A 17,530-nucleotide genomic window follows, 5' to 3' on the forward strand; every position below is an offset into this window, starting at 1 on the left:
GACTAAAAAACTTAGCTTACAACACAGGTCAAACTATTTATCAAATTAAGCATAATTTGCTTTCTAATTATTTAATAGGACAACTAAAACGTCCAGATATTGCTATGTCAATGGTTTAGTCTTTAGGCGCTCGGTGCGGCTACGCCGCACCATCGCTTGTGCCAGTTGCGTAAGTCCTACTGTAAATAATTCCTATTTAATGGATTTATTTCCTCAAGGTGTTGGCTATGTTCCCAGTTGTCAATTATTACAACAATTACAACTGCGTCAACGGGATGATTTTCAATCTTTATTTGCTATGCAAACACCCACAGAAGACTTATATGAAAAAGATTTAGGTGCAGTTGCGGCAGTTAAAAAGCAATTTAATCAAAGTCATGTTTTAAAAAATGACAAAGCCACAAAATCAGCAATTATTCCCAATAATCAAAACCTGATTCAAGCTAATAATCTCTTTTTCTTCTGTCATGGTAGTTTCAATTCTAATTCTCCTCTAGATTCCTGCTTACAATTAGCTGATGAAATTCTCACTGTAGCTGATATCATCACTCACATTAAACTAGAAAAATGTCGTTTAGTTACCCTTGCTGCTTGTGAAACTGCCATGACAGATTTTACAAATAATAGTGATCAATATATTGGTTTACCTAATGGTTTTTTGTTAGCTGGTAGCACCAATGTAGTTAGCAGTTTATGGACTGTGAGTGCAACAGCTACAGCTTTGTTAATGGTCAGATTTTATCAAGAATTAAAACATGAATTAAAACATGAAAATAATCTAGTTTTAGCTTTGCAAACTGCCCAAAAATGGTTAAGAGATACAAACATCAGAGGTTTTAAACAATGGTTAGAAACATCATCATTAACTCTTGCTTATCAATCAGAAATCAGTAGATATTTTGATTTTGATATATTTGATATAATCAAAAAAGATCATGGTGAAAATTATCAACCCTTTTCATCACCTGTTTATTGGTCTGCGTTTTGTTGTATTGGTAAAGGAGTTTAATTAATCATGTCAATTAATAAAAAAGCCGCTATTGCTTTTATTCAAGTAATTGAAAATCAAGTTAATTTAATTGCTGATGAAAATTGGCAAGAATTAAATCAATTAAGTAATGAATTACCAGAAGATGATGAAGAAATAACCGAGAAAATAGAAGATTGGTTAAAATCTTATCCATCACTGTGCGAAGCATACAAACAAAAGTTAAAATCAATGGATAAATCTTTAACAGAAGATCATAACATAGGTCCAGGTGGTGCCAAATTAAACTCATCACAAAACCAATCTAGCCAATCTTCTAAAGAACTGATTCAAAATGCTATCAAAGAAAATTCACCTTTATCTAATAAACCCAATTCCAAAAGTGCTATCGCTTAACCCGACCTACTATAATTGATAGAACTTATTCCCATAATCAAAAATCACTATAGGACTCCTATTTGATTTCTGAACACAGAGATCCCCGACTTCTCGAAGAAGTCGGGGATCTGAAACCCTCACGGTTTACAAATCAAATATGATTGCTATATCAAAAAATCACTATCAAAAAATCACCATCAAAACCGTGAAGAATTTTAGTCTTACCCTCTATGCTTTTCATTTGCGACATACTTTCGCACACACACCTGATCAAGTTGTCGAAAAATCCAGCCTTATATGGGATAATTTAGCTGATATAGGTCTATCAGCTTTTCCTGCTACCAGTTTAAAAGATTTCAAATCAAATTTGATTTGTTATGAAAATGGTAAATATACACCTCAAAAGGAGATAGGAAGAAAAACCGAATGGTTAACTAACTCCCAAGATTTAGATTTAGGAAGTTTCTCAACTACAGACGGATTTCAAATTAATGTCAATTTAGAACCATTTTTGTTTAATGATACCTACGCAGTTGATTTAACATTGCTTTCAGAACCAGCAAATATTGATATTAATATATCCCAAATTCAACATTTTAAACCTAGTTGTTTTTTGCCTTACCGAATTCAAGCATCTTTAGGACAAACTTTATGGATTTATGGAGAAGTTGACACAAATAATACATATCAAGATTGTCAGTTATTAGCAGAAAAAATTGCTAATGCTTTAGTTGCTGGTACAAACTTAAATCCTGTTTTTAGAGACTCAGGAGAATTATTTGCTAGTTCATTATTTATCTATCAAGCAAATGATCTAAATGAACCAAATAATCCTGTTAAACAATCTCAAATTTTAATACTTTTAAATAATCAACTAAATAATCAACAAGCTAATACTGTGCAACTTATTACAGATGCTTATGAATGGTTATTAAATTTATTATGCTGTTATCATAAAATCCTCTTTATTAATTACCAAGCAAGTCAAAGTTATACCAATGCAAGAAGTATTTACAGTGATTTAGAGAAGCAAATTCAATATTTTCAAGATTTGATATCTAACAAAATAAAAATATCTGATTTAAACAAACTTTTATCAGAAATTCCTCAAAAAAGTTTTGACTATACAAGATGTTTACAAGATTTACAAATTCATAATACATCAGTGCAGACAAATATTAACAATTACCGAATTTGCTTAGATAAAATCACAGCAATCAATAATAAAATCAGTCCCCAGTTTTGGCAAAATTTCCTAGATAAAGAATGTCAAAAATCGCAAGAACAAATCCAAACTGATATTAACTATCTCACCCCAGGACAAGAATTATTTGGGCAATTTGTTGATACAATTCGTGGTATTGTAGAGACAGAACAAGCTAAAAGCGATCGCTCTTTAGAAACAACGGTACAAGTATTAGGTATAGGTTTTGGTGGTGGTGCAATAATTTCTGGTGTGATAGTTCAACACATAGATAAAATCAATCAACCCATACCAATTATATCTCCCAATAGTCCTCCTAATCCATTTTATGCTTCTTTATTTTTAAGTGTTATTGCTACTATTGTATTTATTTCTTTTGGTTGGTTAATCACTATCCGTAAATAATTTAACTACTGTTTAATTACAGTTAGCAATTAACCACCTCAATCATAATTATGCCCAAGCAATATAAGGTAATCGCGCTGCTACAGATTTAACCTGTTCTGAATTAGCTACTAATTGTCCACAAGCGTCCCAAGTTCCTGCCACAAAAGCGGTTCTTGTACCTTCACTCATCACCACAGGTATAGTAGAATCATTAATTAATACTTGCAATTTTTCCAAATCTATGGTAATGGAGGCTTGAGGGTTAGCCGTGACTAGTTCTTGTAATTGTTTAATGGAATTAGCATCTGTTGTTACGCAAGGAATACCCATAGCTACGCAGTTACCAAAAAAGATTTCGGCAAAACTTTCACCAATTAAGGCTTTGATACCCCATTTAGCCAGTGCTTGGGGTGCGTGTTCCCGTGATGAACCACAGCCAAAGTTACGATTAACGATGAGTATTTTCGCACCTTGATATTGTGGTAAATCAAATGGATGCTGACCATTGAGGGCTGTTCTGTCATCAATAAACGCGCCTTCGCCTAAGCCATCAAAGGTAATGGCTTTTAAATACCGGGCTGGAATGATACGATCTGTATCAATATCATCACCAATTAAAGGAACTGCACAGGCGGATATTTGTTTTACTTCACTTACCATTGTTTTAATGTTGTAATTCAATACACTATTATGCAAATAAAAATGTGGTGCAGGCATCTTGCCTGCTTTTTTCTAGCTTTGTGCTAAAGCACAACTACCAGTTTTATGTGCTAAAGCACAACTACCAGTTTTATGTGCTAAAGCACAACTACGAACCAATGACTTTATATCAGTTCGCGTACATCCGCCACCTCTCCTTTGATGGCTGCCGTAGCTACCATTGCAGGACTCATTAGCAGAGTACGACCTGATGCTGATCCTTGTCTACCTTTAAAATTTCGATTGGATGAGGACGCACTTATTTGTCTACCTTGTAGTTTATCAGGGTTCATGGCTAAACACATAGAACAGCCCGGTTCACGCCATTCAAAACCTGCTTGAATAAAGATTTTATCTAGTCCTTCTGCTTCCGCTTCTTTTTTCACTCTTTCTGAACCAGGAACAACAAACGCTTTTACTCCGGCTGCAACTTGTCTACCTTGGGCTATTTTCGCTGCTTCTCTCAAGTCGCTAATTCTACCGTTGGTACAACTACCAATAAAGCATACATCTATTTTTGTCCCTTGGATGGGTTGACCTGGATGCAAATCCATATAATTATAGGCTTCTTCTGCCACAAACCGATCTTCTTCGGCTAATTGTTCAGGTGTGGGTACTTTCTCGGTTACTCCAATACCTTGGCCTGGTGTAATTCCCCATGTCACAGTAGGAGGAATATCTTGGGCATTAAATACGACAATATCATCATATTCAGCATCCACATCACTACGTAAAGATTCCCACCAAACAACCGCTTTTGACCAATTTTCTCCTTGAGGTGCAAAGTCTCTAGTTTTTAGGTATTCATAAGTAATTTCATCAGGATTGACGTATCCACATCTTGCTCCTCCTTCAATGGCCATGTTACAAACGGTCATACGTTCTTCCATGTTCATTTTAGCAAAGGTTGTACCTGCAAATTCGTAGGCGTATCCTACTCCACCTTTTACGCCTAATGTACGAATAATGTGTAATATTACGTCTTTGGCATAAACTCCGGGTTTGAGTTGACCGTTTACTTCTATTTTACGTACTTTGAGTTTTGATAATGCTAGGGTTTGAGAAGCTAGTACGTCTCTAACTTGACTTGTACCAATCCCAAAGGCGATCGCTCCAAATGCTCCATGACTCGATGTATGACTATCACCACAGGCTATGGTCATTCCTGGCTGTGTTAGTCCTAATTCCGGCGCAATTACATGAACTATACCTTGATTTCCTGAACCTATGTTGTGAAAGGTGATCTTGTTTTCTTGACAACTCTTTTCTAAAGATTGAATCATCTCTTCGGCCATGGTATCCATAAAAGGACGGGCTTGGTTGTCTGTAGGTACAATATGATCTACTGTAGCAACTGTACGTTGGGGAAATAATACCTTTAAACCTCTGTCTTTTAACATAGCAAAGGCTTGGGGACTAGTAACTTCATGAATAAGATGAAGACCAATGAATAATTGTGTCAGTCCTGATGGTAGTGTTCCAACGGTGTGTATATCCCAAACTTTATCAAAGAGTGTTCCCTTGCTCATATCGGAAATACTATAAAAAATGTTTTATTCTACAACGATTATTTTATCATTACTTGATTTCACCTCGATTTTTAATTCTGTGTTTATGATGTCATTCTTCGTTGAGTCAAAATAGTTTTATTCCAGGATGCTATTTTTCTCATATAAATGATTTACTATAAGAATAATTCTGAACTGGAGAATTACTACTTGGTTGCAATTTTCAATTTTCAATTTTCAATTTTTAATTTTTAATTTTTTTTGTAAAATAACCCTTAGTAAAAGATAGCTTTTTCACGCTCACGCAAACACTAGTAATGGCATGATAGACCCAATGATTGTATCAAGCACTACACCTGAACTTGACTCTCTCCGTCAAAAATTAATTGCTGGGTCGGAAAAAGTCCAACAACAGCTTATCACCCAGTTGCTAGAATTGGGTGATGATGGTTTGAATGTATTACAAGAGTTTTTATTACAACGTCGTCATACTCTACCTACTTGGATTGATGGTAAAGTTTATCAAATTCTGTATAATTCTGATACACCTACAAGTCAGGAATTTCTCTTAAATCATTTTCCTCAAGGTCTTGTACCTCTCAAATCGGATGCAGGAATTGAGTACAATTCTTTACAAGAAGCTCTTGTACGTCAGGAATTTCAAGCTGCTGACTTGCTGACTATTCAAAAAATGTGTGAATTAGCAGGTCCCCAAGCAATAAAACGTAAGTGGTTATATTTTACGGAAGTAGAAGGGTTCCCTCGAACAGATTTACAAACTATTAATCGTCTTTGGGTAGTATATTCTGAAGCTAAGTTTGGCTTCTCTGTACAGCGTCAAATTTGGGCGGGTGTCGGTAAAAATTGGGATAATTTCTGGCCGAAAATTGGTTGGAAAAATGGTAATAATTGGACTCGTTACCCAGGAGGTTTTACTTGGGATTTAAGCGCACCAAGAGGACATTTACCTTTGTCTAATCAGTTACGTGGTGTGAGAGTTATTGCTTCTTTGTATGCTCATGCAGCATGGAATGAATAAATAAGTTAATTGTTAACTGTTGACTACTGACTGTTAACTGTTAACTTCTTCTTTGATATCTTATGAGGAGTAATTAGTAAAAATGGCCAAGGTTGTTTTAGAAAATGTAAAGCGAAAATTTAATAATGTCACTGCTATTGAGGATATTAATTTTCAAGTTCCTGATGGTGAATTTTGGGTTTTTGTGGGTCCGTCTGGATGCGGAAAATCAACGATTTTAAGAATAATCGCAGGTTTGGAATCTGTAACTTCTGGTAGATTATTTATAGGCGATCGCTTAGTAAATGATCTTCCCGCAAGACAGCGTGATGTAGCTATGGTTTTCCAAAATTACGCTCTTTATCCCCATAAAACTGTGGCAGAAAATATCGCATTTGGGTTAAAAATGCGAAAGATTGATCAAAATATTATTCAAGAACGAGTTGTAAAAGTCGCTGAATCTCTCGGTTTACAACATCTTTTAGATCGTAAACCTAAAGAACTTTCCGGAGGACAACAACAAAGAGTAGCATTAGGTAGAGCGATCGCACGTCAACCCCAATTATTCTTATTAGATGAACCCCTATCTAACTTAGATGCTCAATTAAGAGATGATACCAGAGCAGAATTAAAACAACTACATCAACAACTAGGAATTACCACAATTTATGTTACCCATGACCAAATTGAAGCAATGACATTAGCCGATAAAATTGTAGTTTTAAATCGCGGACATATTCAACAAATTGGCGATCCTGACAGTGTTTATCAACTTCCTGCTAATGAAATGGTAGCAAGTTTTTTAGGTAACCCTTCCATGAATATTATTCCTGCAACCTATCAACATCATAGCTTTAATTTAAGTGGTCAAGTATTAGATATTCCCCCAGAATTAGAAAATAAACTAACTTTAACCTCTGGAAAAAACATCAACATTGGTATTCGTCCAGAACATTTAAAAATTAGTAGTGAAACCGGAATTAAAGTAGAAATACAAGTAGTAGAACCTTTAGGAAGAGAGACATTAGTTCGCGCTAATTTAACTAATTCCCACCACTTGATAAATATCTTAATCCCTGGAAGTATGCGTTTACATCCAGGAGATAATCTATATTTACAATTGGACTTACAACATTTATTTCTATTTGACGTTACTAGTGGAAATCGAATCTTTCCAGTTTCATAATTCCTAATTATCAACCACTTTAAAACCTGTCTCCTTTAAAATTTCCTGATCTCCTTTTCTGACTATGAGAATAGGGGAACTGTCACCAGTTTCTCTAATTTCCTGTTCCATAATATAAACATAATCTTCATTTACCCAACCAGTAATACATTTACCATCACGACAGGTAATTTTTCCTCCTGTTAATTCTAAACATTTACCACTGTTATCACATCCTTTATAACTAATATTTCCTGTACCATTAACTCCATTCCAAGAATTATGATTTCCTGTGGTTATCGTCCATTTACCATTGCTAACAGTTTGGGTATCTTTGTTATTTTTGTTATTTTTGTTGTTATTATTTAATTGTCCACTAACTACATTAGTTCCCGTAGTTAGTGTTGCTGATGTTTGAATTTCAGGATTATTTCCCTTTTTTATGGATGATTTATCTTGAATAATCTCCATTTTATCCACAATAGATTCTTTGCGGGTTTTGCCACAAGGTTCTGCACTTTCACAGTCATTAACTGATGAGATTTTGTAAAATAAACGCACTTTTTTATTTAAAAACTTCTTTTCTTCCGGGCAAATCTCAAAACTAGCACCAACTTGAGACTCCCTTCCTTGATCATCTGTTAATGTCACATAACAAAGTAAATCTCCATTAACTAATGCTTTTATTGTTCCTGTTTTCGGTTGTTTAGTTTTTGGTTGTGTATTTTCACTACTGAAGGATTTTTCCCCTAATACTTTTTTAGGTTTTTCAGTTTCTTTCGTTTCTTTTACTTCTAATTCTGTTTCTTTTTCAGCAGTGGAAGTTATGCTTACTTCTGGTTTATTATCTGTATTATTAACAGTATTTTGTGATGTTTGTTTTACAGATTCATTACAACTAATCAGAGATAAACAACACAACAATAAAGAACTGATAGAGATGATTTTTTTCATGACTTTTAAATATTTAACCAAGCAATTACAACGGAAACTGCTGTAGCAGAAAGTTTAGACATTGAGTTATTATTTTTACCAGCCTATTCTCCTAACTTTTTAAAAATGCTATCTCTACTGCCATCTCTCAAACTCATCTGAGTGACAAACCAGAAATAGAATCCTTACTCACTCTTAAATTTCAGACTTTTAAAAAAAACTCAAGTTGTAACCTTGTAAAGTATATCATCATCATAAAACTATCATAAAACTATCATAAAACTATCATAAAACTATCATAAAATTATATTAAACCAAAAACTTACCTGTTTTTCAACCGGGCATTAGTCAATATAACATCTTAAAATTACAGCAAATTAATGACAAAATGCGATCATAGAATTTGCCTTCATTCTATAGCAAAATAATTTTATAGCCGATAACTGACTACTGACTACAGATAGCCAACAGCTAATATATTTCCATGAGAAACAAGCCAGCAATCTTCCCCACAGACAACCAGCAGCCATAAATTTTATCACATTCACTTAAACTTGCACCTGAATTGCTAATAATAACGGCTGTTGATCCAAATCAGGAAACTCAACAGACAGACAATAACTAGATTGAAACTCATTAACATCTAACTCAACGCTAGGCATTTCTGAAAACTCAGAAACCACAATATGAGCATCATGATCATGAAGTTTGAAAATACCCATAGTAGGTAATTCACCTTCCACATACAACCGTAGCAACTTACCTAACTTCCGTAACTGCACCTGTACATTTAAAGTACCTACACTAGTCAACCATTGGCGTTCCAGCACCGGTTGATGCCTGGAAACAGGCAAAGTTAAATTTTCCAACAACTGCTTGGCCGCCATCAAAGATAAAACCATTTGTTGACGTGGTAGCAGTTCAAAATAATCACTATCAATATTCGACGCAGCTAAGGAATCTGCCGAACGATAGCTACTTCTCAAAACCAAGCCAGCTAAATCATTAATAGTCTGAGGATCAGCAGGAAACATACTATCCACAACCTGAACTAACTTAGCCCCTAAAGGCAATGAGGAAGTAAGTAACCCTTGACACTTTTCTAACAACTGCCAAAACACCTTTTCTGGCAAAGGAATAGGTAAATTTAGCTTAGATTGGTGTACAGTCCACCCCCACACAGGAACTAGCATCAAAGATTCTTCTTCTACACAATCAAGATAATCTAGTACTTGTGTTTCCCAAGGGAATAAAGGAGGGTTTTGTTGGGCTTGGATTTGTAACCTACGCTTAAGTATAGCATGGAAACGTTCTTGCACAGTAGGAATTTCTCCCAATTGAAAGGTTTGGGGCTTCTTTTCTCAAATATCATAGTTTACCACCACATTTTATTGTTACGCGGTTACTATCATTGAGAATACTATTTACCCCGTCATTATCATCACATTGTAACAACCTAAATTCTTAAGTGTTGAAATTATAATCAGGAAATTATAAATTTCTCATACCTAAGTTAGATGATAGCATCATGAAGATTATGATTCACCATTCATGAGTAGATGCACTAGATCCGGAAACTAAGGAATTACGTATTTCCCAAGCCTGCTCCAAAATCTTAAACCAACGTTTTTGTAACTGTGCCATAGATATTTTCAGGGTTTTGGAAATTTTCTCATCTGTAAATCCCTGTTGTTTTAAATCCAAAATAGATTTCTGTGTATCATCCAACTGATATAAATAAGTTTCCCATTGATGAGGAGTTAAACCTAAATTTTTAGGTAAAGATGCTTCTAACCACTCATGTACCAGTTCCCAACGGTGTAACAAAGCAAAGCGAATTAAATGATACTTGAAACGCTGTTGTAAATAATCACGTTGACGGGCAGTTAAACCTAAAATTGACTCAATTTCCTGGGCTGATAAATCCTGAAGACGAAGAGCAAAATAATCAGCACAGTCAGACTGTTCTTTTTCCTGAAGATAATCCATCAATTCTGTAATTACCAGTGAACGTAAAGTATCTTCTTCCGTTTGTGTTTGTGTCGCCATAGCCAAACGTAGTTTTTGGATCGCTGGTTCTTCCCAACCACTATCACCTTCACCACTACTACTTTCGGAAGCCAGTTCTATGTCTACACTAGTTTCCTGTGGTTGTTGTTGAGAAAAAGTTTGCGCTCTTAAAATAATTAACTGTTGCTGACGACCAGGTAAAGGAATACGACGTTTACCATAGCGTTCAGTAAAAGCCATATATTCAGCTAATTCTAACAAAGTTTGAGGACGATAGGTAGGACCTATTTGGTTTTCCCGTCTAAAAGCATTTAAAGCCTCTAAATAGAAACCTTGTAAAAAATCTTCAATGATAGTTAACCGCCCTTGATAACTTAACTGTTTGTGAGGCGGGTTAACATAGCGATAAACAATGGCACTTAAAGTGCTATGTAATTCAACTCTGCCACGACTTGAGCCTAACTGATAGTAAGTTAAACACTGTTGTAAGCGATGTTTAGCCAAACTCATAGCCGAGGATTCGATATCCCCAGAAGATTGAATACGTTTGCTTTCTTGGCAAATGCGGAGGACTTCGTTGGTAATTCTCACCGAAACATCGTGACAATTTTGTTCAGAAGCCCTAGTAGATTGCTGAAGTTCCCTAAATAGGAATTGAAAGATAACCTCCACGCCGATTGAACTTTTTCCCTGAGTAGTTGCAGTTGCTGTTAAATTCATAATCCTAGTTCTCAAAAAGACTTTAACATACTTGAACAAGATTTGTGAAACTTTAGCAATTAGCTTAATGATTCTAAAAAATAACTTACATTGAGGGTGTAGAGTGCGGGGGAGGAGGATGGTGAGGTACAGGGAGAAAATTCTTTATTCTGACTCCTGGAACTCCCGACTCCTTGTAATGTTTTAGTTATTGCCCACAAGTTGTTAATACTCGTTATGGATTTAGAATCACAAATTCAATTGCTGATAGACAATGCACCCCAGGATGGCATTACACCACAACTTATGGTATCCATCGCTCCTGTTTTGCTTGCCATTGCCCAAAGGTTAAAACATCTCCAATACTTTATTGTCCAGAACGTGGATCAGGATTGGGTTGTTACCACATTAAGCAACCGTGCAAATCCAGGATTAGAAAAGCGAGTGGTTTACGCTGTATCTACCATACAAGATGTTTCCCTAATTTTAGATGCAGGGCTAGACCCTCAAGTGCTGACAACCTCCATGTATGTCACCCAACTTTTATTTCAATTAGTGGCTCTGAAGTCTGTAGATAGTATAATTTTTGTGGAAACGCCAGGAAGTATCACTAAGACTGTAGAAGTGCAAAGAACTGAGTTAGAAAGGTTAATCGAGAAGGAAATACAAAAATATAGACGTAAAATTGCCTCTCAAGTTCCTCCGAATATTGCGTAGAAAGGAGATCAAGGAGTCAGGAGATTGAGGAGTTAGGAGTCAGAATTTTCACCCCGCACTCCGGACTCTGCACCCCTACTCCCTAAATTTTTTAGTAAAGCCGACTGAGAACATAATCGCTCAAATTTATCAGGGCTTGGCGCGATTCTGACGGTTCTAAAATACTAATCTTCTCAGTTGCTAAACTAGCATGGTGAGCAGCTAATTCTCTAGCTTTTTGTATCCCTTGACTATTTTCGATCAGGGCTAAGGCTTGATCTAAATCGCCCTCTTGTGCAAATTCTCTTTCAATTAACACTTCTAAGTGAGCTTTTTCCTGTAACGCAAACAGAACCGGTGCTGTGAGATTACCACTTTTGAGATCAGCAAGAGCAGGTTTACCTAGTGTGTCTATTGAACCTGTGAAGTCAAGAATATCATCTACTATCTGGAAGGCCAAACCTAGATGACGACCATAATGATATAGGTGTTCGGCTATTTCTAAGGATGTTTCACTAATTAAACCTGCGGATTTCGCACTGTTAGCAATTAATGAGGCTGTTTTATAATAGCTTTTTTCTAGGTATGTCTCAATAGACAAACTGCTATCAAAACGATTTAGCCCTTGTTGAATTTCTCCGGCTGCTAAATCCATAATTACTTCTGATAGTAATTTAACCACTTGTAAATTGTCTAAGTTGGCTAAGTACCAAGATGATTGGGCAAAGAGAAAGTCTCCTGCTAAGACGGCAATGCGATTACCAAATAAACTATGAACTGTGGGTACTCCACGTCTTACATCTGATTCATCTACTACGTCATCATGTACTAGACTAGCTGTGTGAATCATCTCTGTAATTTCTGCTAGTCGGCGATGACGTGCTGTTATTGGCTGATCTAGCATGGTTGCTTTGGAGATCAACAATACTATGGCAGGTCTAATACGCTTTCCCCCAGCACCGAATAAATGTTCGGCGGCTGCATAAAGAATGGGGTGACGATTTCCCACTAGCTGTTTTAGGTTATCTGCCAATATTTGCAGGTCTGCTTCCACAGGGGTAAACAGGGAGGTTGCTGGGGTCATGGATGGGCGGACTCTGACTTTAGTTACGAAAGTTTACATAATTATTATAAACACTAAAAACCCTATTCTATCGTTGTTTTATGCTTGTGTGCAGGGTGCAGGTTGCAGACTGCGGACTGCGGACTGCGGACTGCGGAGTTTTGGAAGTCAGCAGTTTAATAATTTGGGTATGGCAAAGAGTTAACCCTGGTAATGTTGTTAAATGAAGAATTAAATAACAGTCAATTAATAGCCGTCTGGTTGTTATTATCGAAAATAAAAGTCCCACTGTCACAATTACGGAAAGGAAAATGCAAGAACCAGATTTTAAAGAAGCTCAATATCAGGAAACTACTATTCCTGGCATTAATACCCCATCTGCTAATCTTACCAAACTTCAACCTCCCAATCAGTCCCAAGAACAATGGCTGAAATATGGACAACAAATTTCTAGTTTTCTAGGTACTTTACCTAATTATGTTGGTAAGTTCTTTAATCAATATCAACAACCAATTGTTAGTATTGGCTTGGTGGTAACGGCAGTAGTATCTGTTAAGGTGTTATTAGCTATTTTAGAAGCTCTTAATGATGTTCCCTTGGTAGCTCCTACTTTTGAGTTAATTGGTATTGGATATTCTGTATGGTTTATCTACCGTTATTTACTCAAGGCTTCTAGTAGACAAGAGTTATCTGGTGAAATTACTACCCTCAAGTCTCAAGTTATGGGTAAAAATTCTCCTGAGTCTTAGTTTTTGTAATTTTTGATGTAATTTTCGATTTTTTGTAACCTGCCTTTGTCTTTTTTGGACTTGGGCAGGTTATTATACTAGCTATCAGCTATCAGCACATTATCATGACTATAAAACTCTTAAAATGCTGGGAATGCTATGAATTGTGTCCATTGCAGCAATTTCTTTTAAGGCTTGACGAAAATTTCCTTCACGCACATCATGGGTAACAACGACTATTTCTGCCATTTCTCCTTCAAAACCTGTTTGTACTATAGATTCTAAGCTGACTTTGTAGTTACCAAAACAAGTTCCTATCTTCCCGATCACTCCTGCTTGATCTTTGGTGAGGAAGCGTGTATAAAATCTAGTAACTATTTCGGAAATTGGTGTAATTTTACAGTAGTGTTGATGTCTACAAGCTAATAAGGGATTTGTTTTAGCTGTGTTTATTTTTAGGTGAGCTAGTAGGTGTAGAACATCAGCACACACGGCACTCGCTGTCGCTCCTGCACCTGCACCAGGTCCAAATAACATTACTTGACCTATTGGTTCACCTTCTACCAAAATAGCATTATAAACTCCATTAATGCTGGCTAATGGATGACTTTCCGGTACGAGAGTTGGATGTACTCTTACGGAAAGTTGAGTATTGCTATCATCTAAATGTTTGGCTATGGCTAATAATTTAATCACAAATCCTAATTTTGTGGCATAGGTAATATCGGTTTTTGTGACGCTTCTAATCCCTTCACAATATACATCTTCTCTATTAATACGTCCATTAAAACCTAATGAGGCTAAAATTGCTATTTTATCTGCTGCATCTAAACCATCTACATCGGCCGTAGGATCTGCTTCGGCATATCCTAAATTCTGGGCATCTGCTAATACATCATTAAAATCACTACCTTCATGAAGCATTCTGGTGAGAATGTAATTAGTTGTACCATTAACTATCCCCATGACTGCATTTATTCTATTTACGCTTAATGCCTGTTTTAAAGGTTGAATTACGGGAATACCACCACCTACGGCAGCTTCTAACATTACATAAACGCCTGCTGCGTTAGCAGCATCAAATATTTCTGCTCCAAATCGAGATATTACTGCTTTATTAGCTGTAACAATATGCTTACCATTTTTAATGGCTGTTAAAATCAAGGTTCGGGCAGGTTCTAAACCTCCTAATAATTCCACTACAATATCAATTTCTGGATCATTGACGATCGCTGGTAAATCTGTAGTGAGAATGTGATCAGATAATTGTACAGCACGGGGTTTATCGAGCGATCGCACTCCCACACGATAAATTTCCACTTCTTTTAAAAGAGAATTACGCCCTGTTACATCTTGCAATAATTGTACTGTACCTGTTCCCACAGTACCTAATCCTAAAATGCCCAATTTAATAGTCACAATAATTACAGTTCTCCTGAAAACTTAAATAAACTTAGATAAAATCTTATACGATCGACAATGATAACAACTGAAAGCACTCTAAGTGATAGCTTGAGAAAATTATACCGATTGAAAAGAGAGAATTTGATAGCGTAATAATCTTAACTGACTGAGCAACTCCACTTGAGCAGTAGCTACTTCATCACTTTCACCTCCCATTTGCCCAAATAGACGTTTAACTACAGGATAGGTAGGTAGAGTATTAGCTGTAATATCTTCTTGAGAAGCTAGGATAAAACCTGTTTCTTGAGCAAGTTGACGGTAGGTATTCAGAGTAAAAGTGCTATCCACATTACCATAGGTTTCTGATATAGTAGAATTAAGCATTAACAATTTAACAATGAAATTTACCACCTGATAGGATAGTAAAATGGGTACAAAATCAGAGATTGCCAGTTTACCGCCTGGTTTTAAAACTCGTTTTGCTTCTTGGAAAAAACGCTGTCTGCTAGGAAAATGAAAGATACATTCCACTGCTAAGACAACATCAAAGGAAGCATCATCAAAGGGGAGTTGACAGGCATCACCTTGTACAAATTCAATTGTATTAGAATTAATAGCTTTAACTTCAGATTTAGCGCGGTCTAGTTGACGTTCATCAATATTTATACCAACTAAGGACATATTATGAAAACGCTCATTCAAACTAGCGATAGTTCCACCAAAACCACAACCAGCATCTAAGAGAGAATGACCATCTTTGATATTACCTGAATCACAAACACGGCGACAAAGTTCTTCTGCTGCTATGGCAAAATTGGACACTGAACCATCAGCTTCTTTAGGATTTTCCCAATATCCCCAGTGTACATGACGACCGAAAGCTGCGACTATTTCGGCTGTTTGGGCATTATTTTGGCTAAATTGTTGGATAAGTTTGTCAAAATAGGGTAGATATAGATTAGTTTCAGCCATGATGGAATTATATATTAATGGTTTACTCAAGGTTTTATTTTGTATTAATAAGAGTCATTAGGGACAAACCCCCTGTAGTTGCCCAAGGAGTTAGGGGAAATAATTAATGATTCTTTCTTGTATAAGTAGCAAATTACGTTATTATGTGAAAGTTGTAAATCCTGTTTATGTAAAATTAGTGCATTTTGGTGAATTATGACATTAAATGGCATCAAATTTCATAAAAAAATTGTTTAATATGTTTAATAAAAAAATTGTAGGTAGAGAAACACCCCACCTACAAAAGTTCTATGAGTTGTTATACAACCGAGATTAATATGTTTCAACGTGCCAACGGTGTGCTTTTTTCAAATCTTTTTGATAAGCACTCCAATTAACACCTTCTTTAGCAGCAGCAGCACTTAGAGCAGCATCAATACCATCTTCCATGCCACGTAAACCGCAGATGTAAGTATGAGTTTTTTCATCCTTAATTAAATGCCATAACTGATCTGCATATTCAGCGACTCGATCTTGAATGTACATTCTACCGCCTTGAGCATTCTTTTGTTCGCGGCTGATGGCATAAGTTAAGCGGAAGTTTTCAGGATACTTTTCTTGCATAGCTTCCAACTCTTCCTTATAAAGAATATTAGGAGTAGTGGGTACACCAAACAATAACCAAGCAAAACCCTGAAATTGATATTCTGGGTTAGCTGCTCTTTCTGTATCATTAAACATCCGCCACAAGTAAGTCCGCATAGGAGCAATACCTGTACCAGTAGCTAACATAATTACATTAGCATCTGGGTCATCGGGTAGTAACATTTCTTTACCCACAGGTCCAGTTATTTTTACATCTGCACCTGGTTTAAGTTGGGTTAAGTAAGTAGAACAAACACCATAAACTGTTTCACCGCTTTCTGGATGTTTATATTCTAACTGTCTTACACACAGAGAAATGGTTTTATCATCAACATCATCACCATGACGGGTGGAAGCAATAGAATAGAGTCTCAGTTTTTCAGGTTTACCGTTTTTATCCACACCAGGAGGAATAATACCGATACTTTGACCTTCTATATACTTTAAGTTACTCCCAGAAAGGTCAAATTTGATATGTTGAACAATACCAATTCCACCTTCTTTAACTAAAGGCTCATTAGAGATACACTTACCAACAAATGGAGCATTAGGACGGTAAGTATTTACAGGAACTTCCTGTTTAGCTTTCCCTTGAGTCATAGTCTTACCTTTTTTATCTTTAGCAGGTGACTTAGCAAAGCCTTTTGCTTCGCCTTCAGAACTCACAGGTGTGCTTTTACCATGATCCTCACTCTTAGTAGCTACCTCTACAGGAAGTTCACTAACAGTGTTGCTAACATTCACTACTTCGGTTTCTGTAGTTGGCTCAACTTTTCTACCGACTTGTTGTAACGCTGTTACAGGGTGAATGCTGACAATTTTACCACCAAGACGAGTAATCCTTCGCATTTCTTGATTCATGCGATTGTAAGGTACTCTGATGAATACACTGCCACTTTTACGAATTTGGTAGTTTGTCAGTTCGGTTTCTGCGTTTTGATGCAAACCCACCACTTCGTAAATGAAGATGCGGCTACCTGATTCTACACTGGCAGCACCTTCAACAGCACCTTGATTGTACATTCCTTCTAACACTCCGATATGAAACTTAACC

At 36.3% G+C, this 17,530-nt stretch carries 16 protein-coding genes; 7 read left to right on the forward strand and 9 right to left on the reverse strand.

The annotated features are described in order from the left end of the window. Positions 1-133: 133 nt before the first annotated feature. From H6F32_RS05140 to H6F32_RS05150, 3 genes are all read left to right on the forward strand, one after another. Positions 134-1,009 (forward strand): CHAT domain-containing protein, encoded by an 876-nt coding sequence (locus tag H6F32_RS05140; RefSeq protein ID WP_313926409.1) that lies wholly within the window; start codon positions 134-136, stop codon positions 1,007-1,009. A 6-nt stretch (positions 1,010-1,015) separates the two neighbouring features. Then, positions 1,016-1,384 (forward strand): hypothetical protein, encoded by a 369-nt coding sequence (locus tag H6F32_RS05145; RefSeq protein WP_190368268.1) that lies wholly within the window; start codon positions 1,016-1,018, stop codon positions 1,382-1,384. A 187-nt stretch (positions 1,385-1,571) separates the two neighbouring features. Further along, on the forward strand, positions 1,572-2,975 hold the full coding sequence (locus H6F32_RS05150) for a hypothetical protein (protein WP_190368269.1): 1,404 nt from the start codon (positions 1,572-1,574) through the stop codon (positions 2,973-2,975). 48 nt (positions 2,976-3,023) lie between these two features. Here H6F32_RS05150 and leuD read toward each other — a convergent pair whose 3' ends face one another. Together leuD and leuC are read right to left on the reverse strand one after the other, a co-directional pair. After that, complete coding sequence (gene leuD, locus H6F32_RS05155) at positions 3,024-3,617, reverse strand: 3-isopropylmalate dehydratase small subunit (RefSeq protein ID WP_190368270.1); 594 nt, start codon at positions 3,615-3,617, stop codon at positions 3,024-3,026. A 164-nt stretch (positions 3,618-3,781) separates the two neighbouring features. Then, a complete protein-coding gene (gene leuC / locus H6F32_RS05160) occupies positions 3,782-5,185 on the reverse strand; it encodes a 3-isopropylmalate dehydratase large subunit (protein WP_190368271.1) in 1,404 nt (467 codons plus the stop codon). Positions 5,186-5,486: 301 nt separating this feature from the next. On the opposite strand from leuC, the gene H6F32_RS05165 reads away from it, so the two are divergent. Next, entirely contained in the window at positions 5,487-6,203 is a 717-nt protein-coding gene (locus H6F32_RS05165) for a GUN4 domain-containing protein (RefSeq protein WP_190368272.1), read from the forward strand. A gap of 82 nt (positions 6,204-6,285) precedes the next feature. Continuing rightward, positions 6,286-7,368, forward strand: a complete 1,083-nt coding sequence (locus tag H6F32_RS05170; protein WP_190368273.1) for an ABC transporter ATP-binding protein — start codon at positions 6,286-6,288, stop codon at positions 7,366-7,368. Positions 7,369-7,371: 3 nt separating this feature from the next. Here H6F32_RS05170 and H6F32_RS05175 read toward each other — a convergent pair whose 3' ends face one another. From H6F32_RS05175 to hetZ, 3 genes are all read right to left on the reverse strand, one after another. After that, positions 7,372-8,301, reverse strand: a complete 930-nt coding sequence (locus H6F32_RS05175; RefSeq protein WP_190368274.1) for a hypothetical protein — start codon at positions 8,299-8,301, stop codon at positions 7,372-7,374. A 527-nt stretch (positions 8,302-8,828) separates the two neighbouring features. Then, a complete protein-coding gene (locus tag H6F32_RS05180) occupies positions 8,829-9,599 on the reverse strand; it encodes a PatU (protein ID WP_313926413.1) in 771 nt (256 codons plus the stop codon). Between the two features lie 223 nt (positions 9,600-9,822). After that, complete coding sequence (gene hetZ / locus H6F32_RS05185; RefSeq protein ID WP_190368276.1) at positions 9,823-11,010, reverse strand: heterocyst differentiation protein HetZ; 1,188 nt, start codon at positions 11,008-11,010, stop codon at positions 9,823-9,825. A 216-nt stretch (positions 11,011-11,226) separates the two neighbouring features. Between hetZ and H6F32_RS05190 the strand changes: the two genes are divergently transcribed. Next, a complete protein-coding gene (locus H6F32_RS05190) occupies positions 11,227-11,706 on the forward strand; it encodes a hypothetical protein (RefSeq protein WP_190368277.1) in 480 nt (159 codons plus the stop codon). A 91-nt stretch (positions 11,707-11,797) separates the two neighbouring features. Here the strand turns inward: H6F32_RS05190 and sds are convergent, their stop codons facing one another. Beyond that, positions 11,798-12,769: a solanesyl diphosphate synthase gene (gene sds, locus H6F32_RS05195; protein WP_190368278.1), complete on the reverse strand. Its 972-nt coding sequence runs from the start codon at positions 12,767-12,769 to the stop codon at positions 11,798-11,800. A gap of 290 nt (positions 12,770-13,059) precedes the next feature. Here sds and H6F32_RS05200 point away from each other — a divergent pair, with 290 nt between their 5' ends. Further along, positions 13,060-13,497, forward strand: a complete 438-nt coding sequence (locus H6F32_RS05200; RefSeq protein ID WP_190368279.1) for a CAAD domain-containing protein — start codon at positions 13,060-13,062, stop codon at positions 13,495-13,497. Between the two features lie 108 nt (positions 13,498-13,605). Here H6F32_RS05200 and H6F32_RS05205 read toward each other — a convergent pair whose 3' ends face one another. The 3 genes from H6F32_RS05205 to petH all read right to left on the reverse strand — a co-directional run bounded on the left by H6F32_RS05205 (position 13,606) and on the right by petH (position 17,499). Further along, a complete protein-coding gene (locus H6F32_RS05205; RefSeq protein ID WP_190368280.1) occupies positions 13,606-14,895 on the reverse strand; it encodes a homoserine dehydrogenase in 1,290 nt (429 codons plus the stop codon). Between the two features lie 102 nt (positions 14,896-14,997). Beyond that, positions 14,998-15,882 carry a class I SAM-dependent methyltransferase gene (locus H6F32_RS05210; protein WP_242031057.1) on the reverse strand — a complete coding sequence of 295 codons (885 nt, stop codon included), beginning with the start codon at positions 15,880-15,882 and terminating at the stop codon, positions 14,998-15,000. A 282-nt stretch (positions 15,883-16,164) separates the two neighbouring features. Then, entirely contained in the window at positions 16,165-17,499 is a 1,335-nt protein-coding gene (gene petH, locus H6F32_RS05215; protein WP_190368281.1) for a ferredoxin--NADP reductase, read from the reverse strand. Positions 17,500-17,530 lie beyond the last annotated feature (31 nt).

Source organism: Anabaena sp. FACHB-1237 (genome assembly GCF_014696225.1).
GTDB lineage: Bacteria > Cyanobacteriota > Cyanobacteriia > Cyanobacteriales > Nostocaceae > FACHB-1237.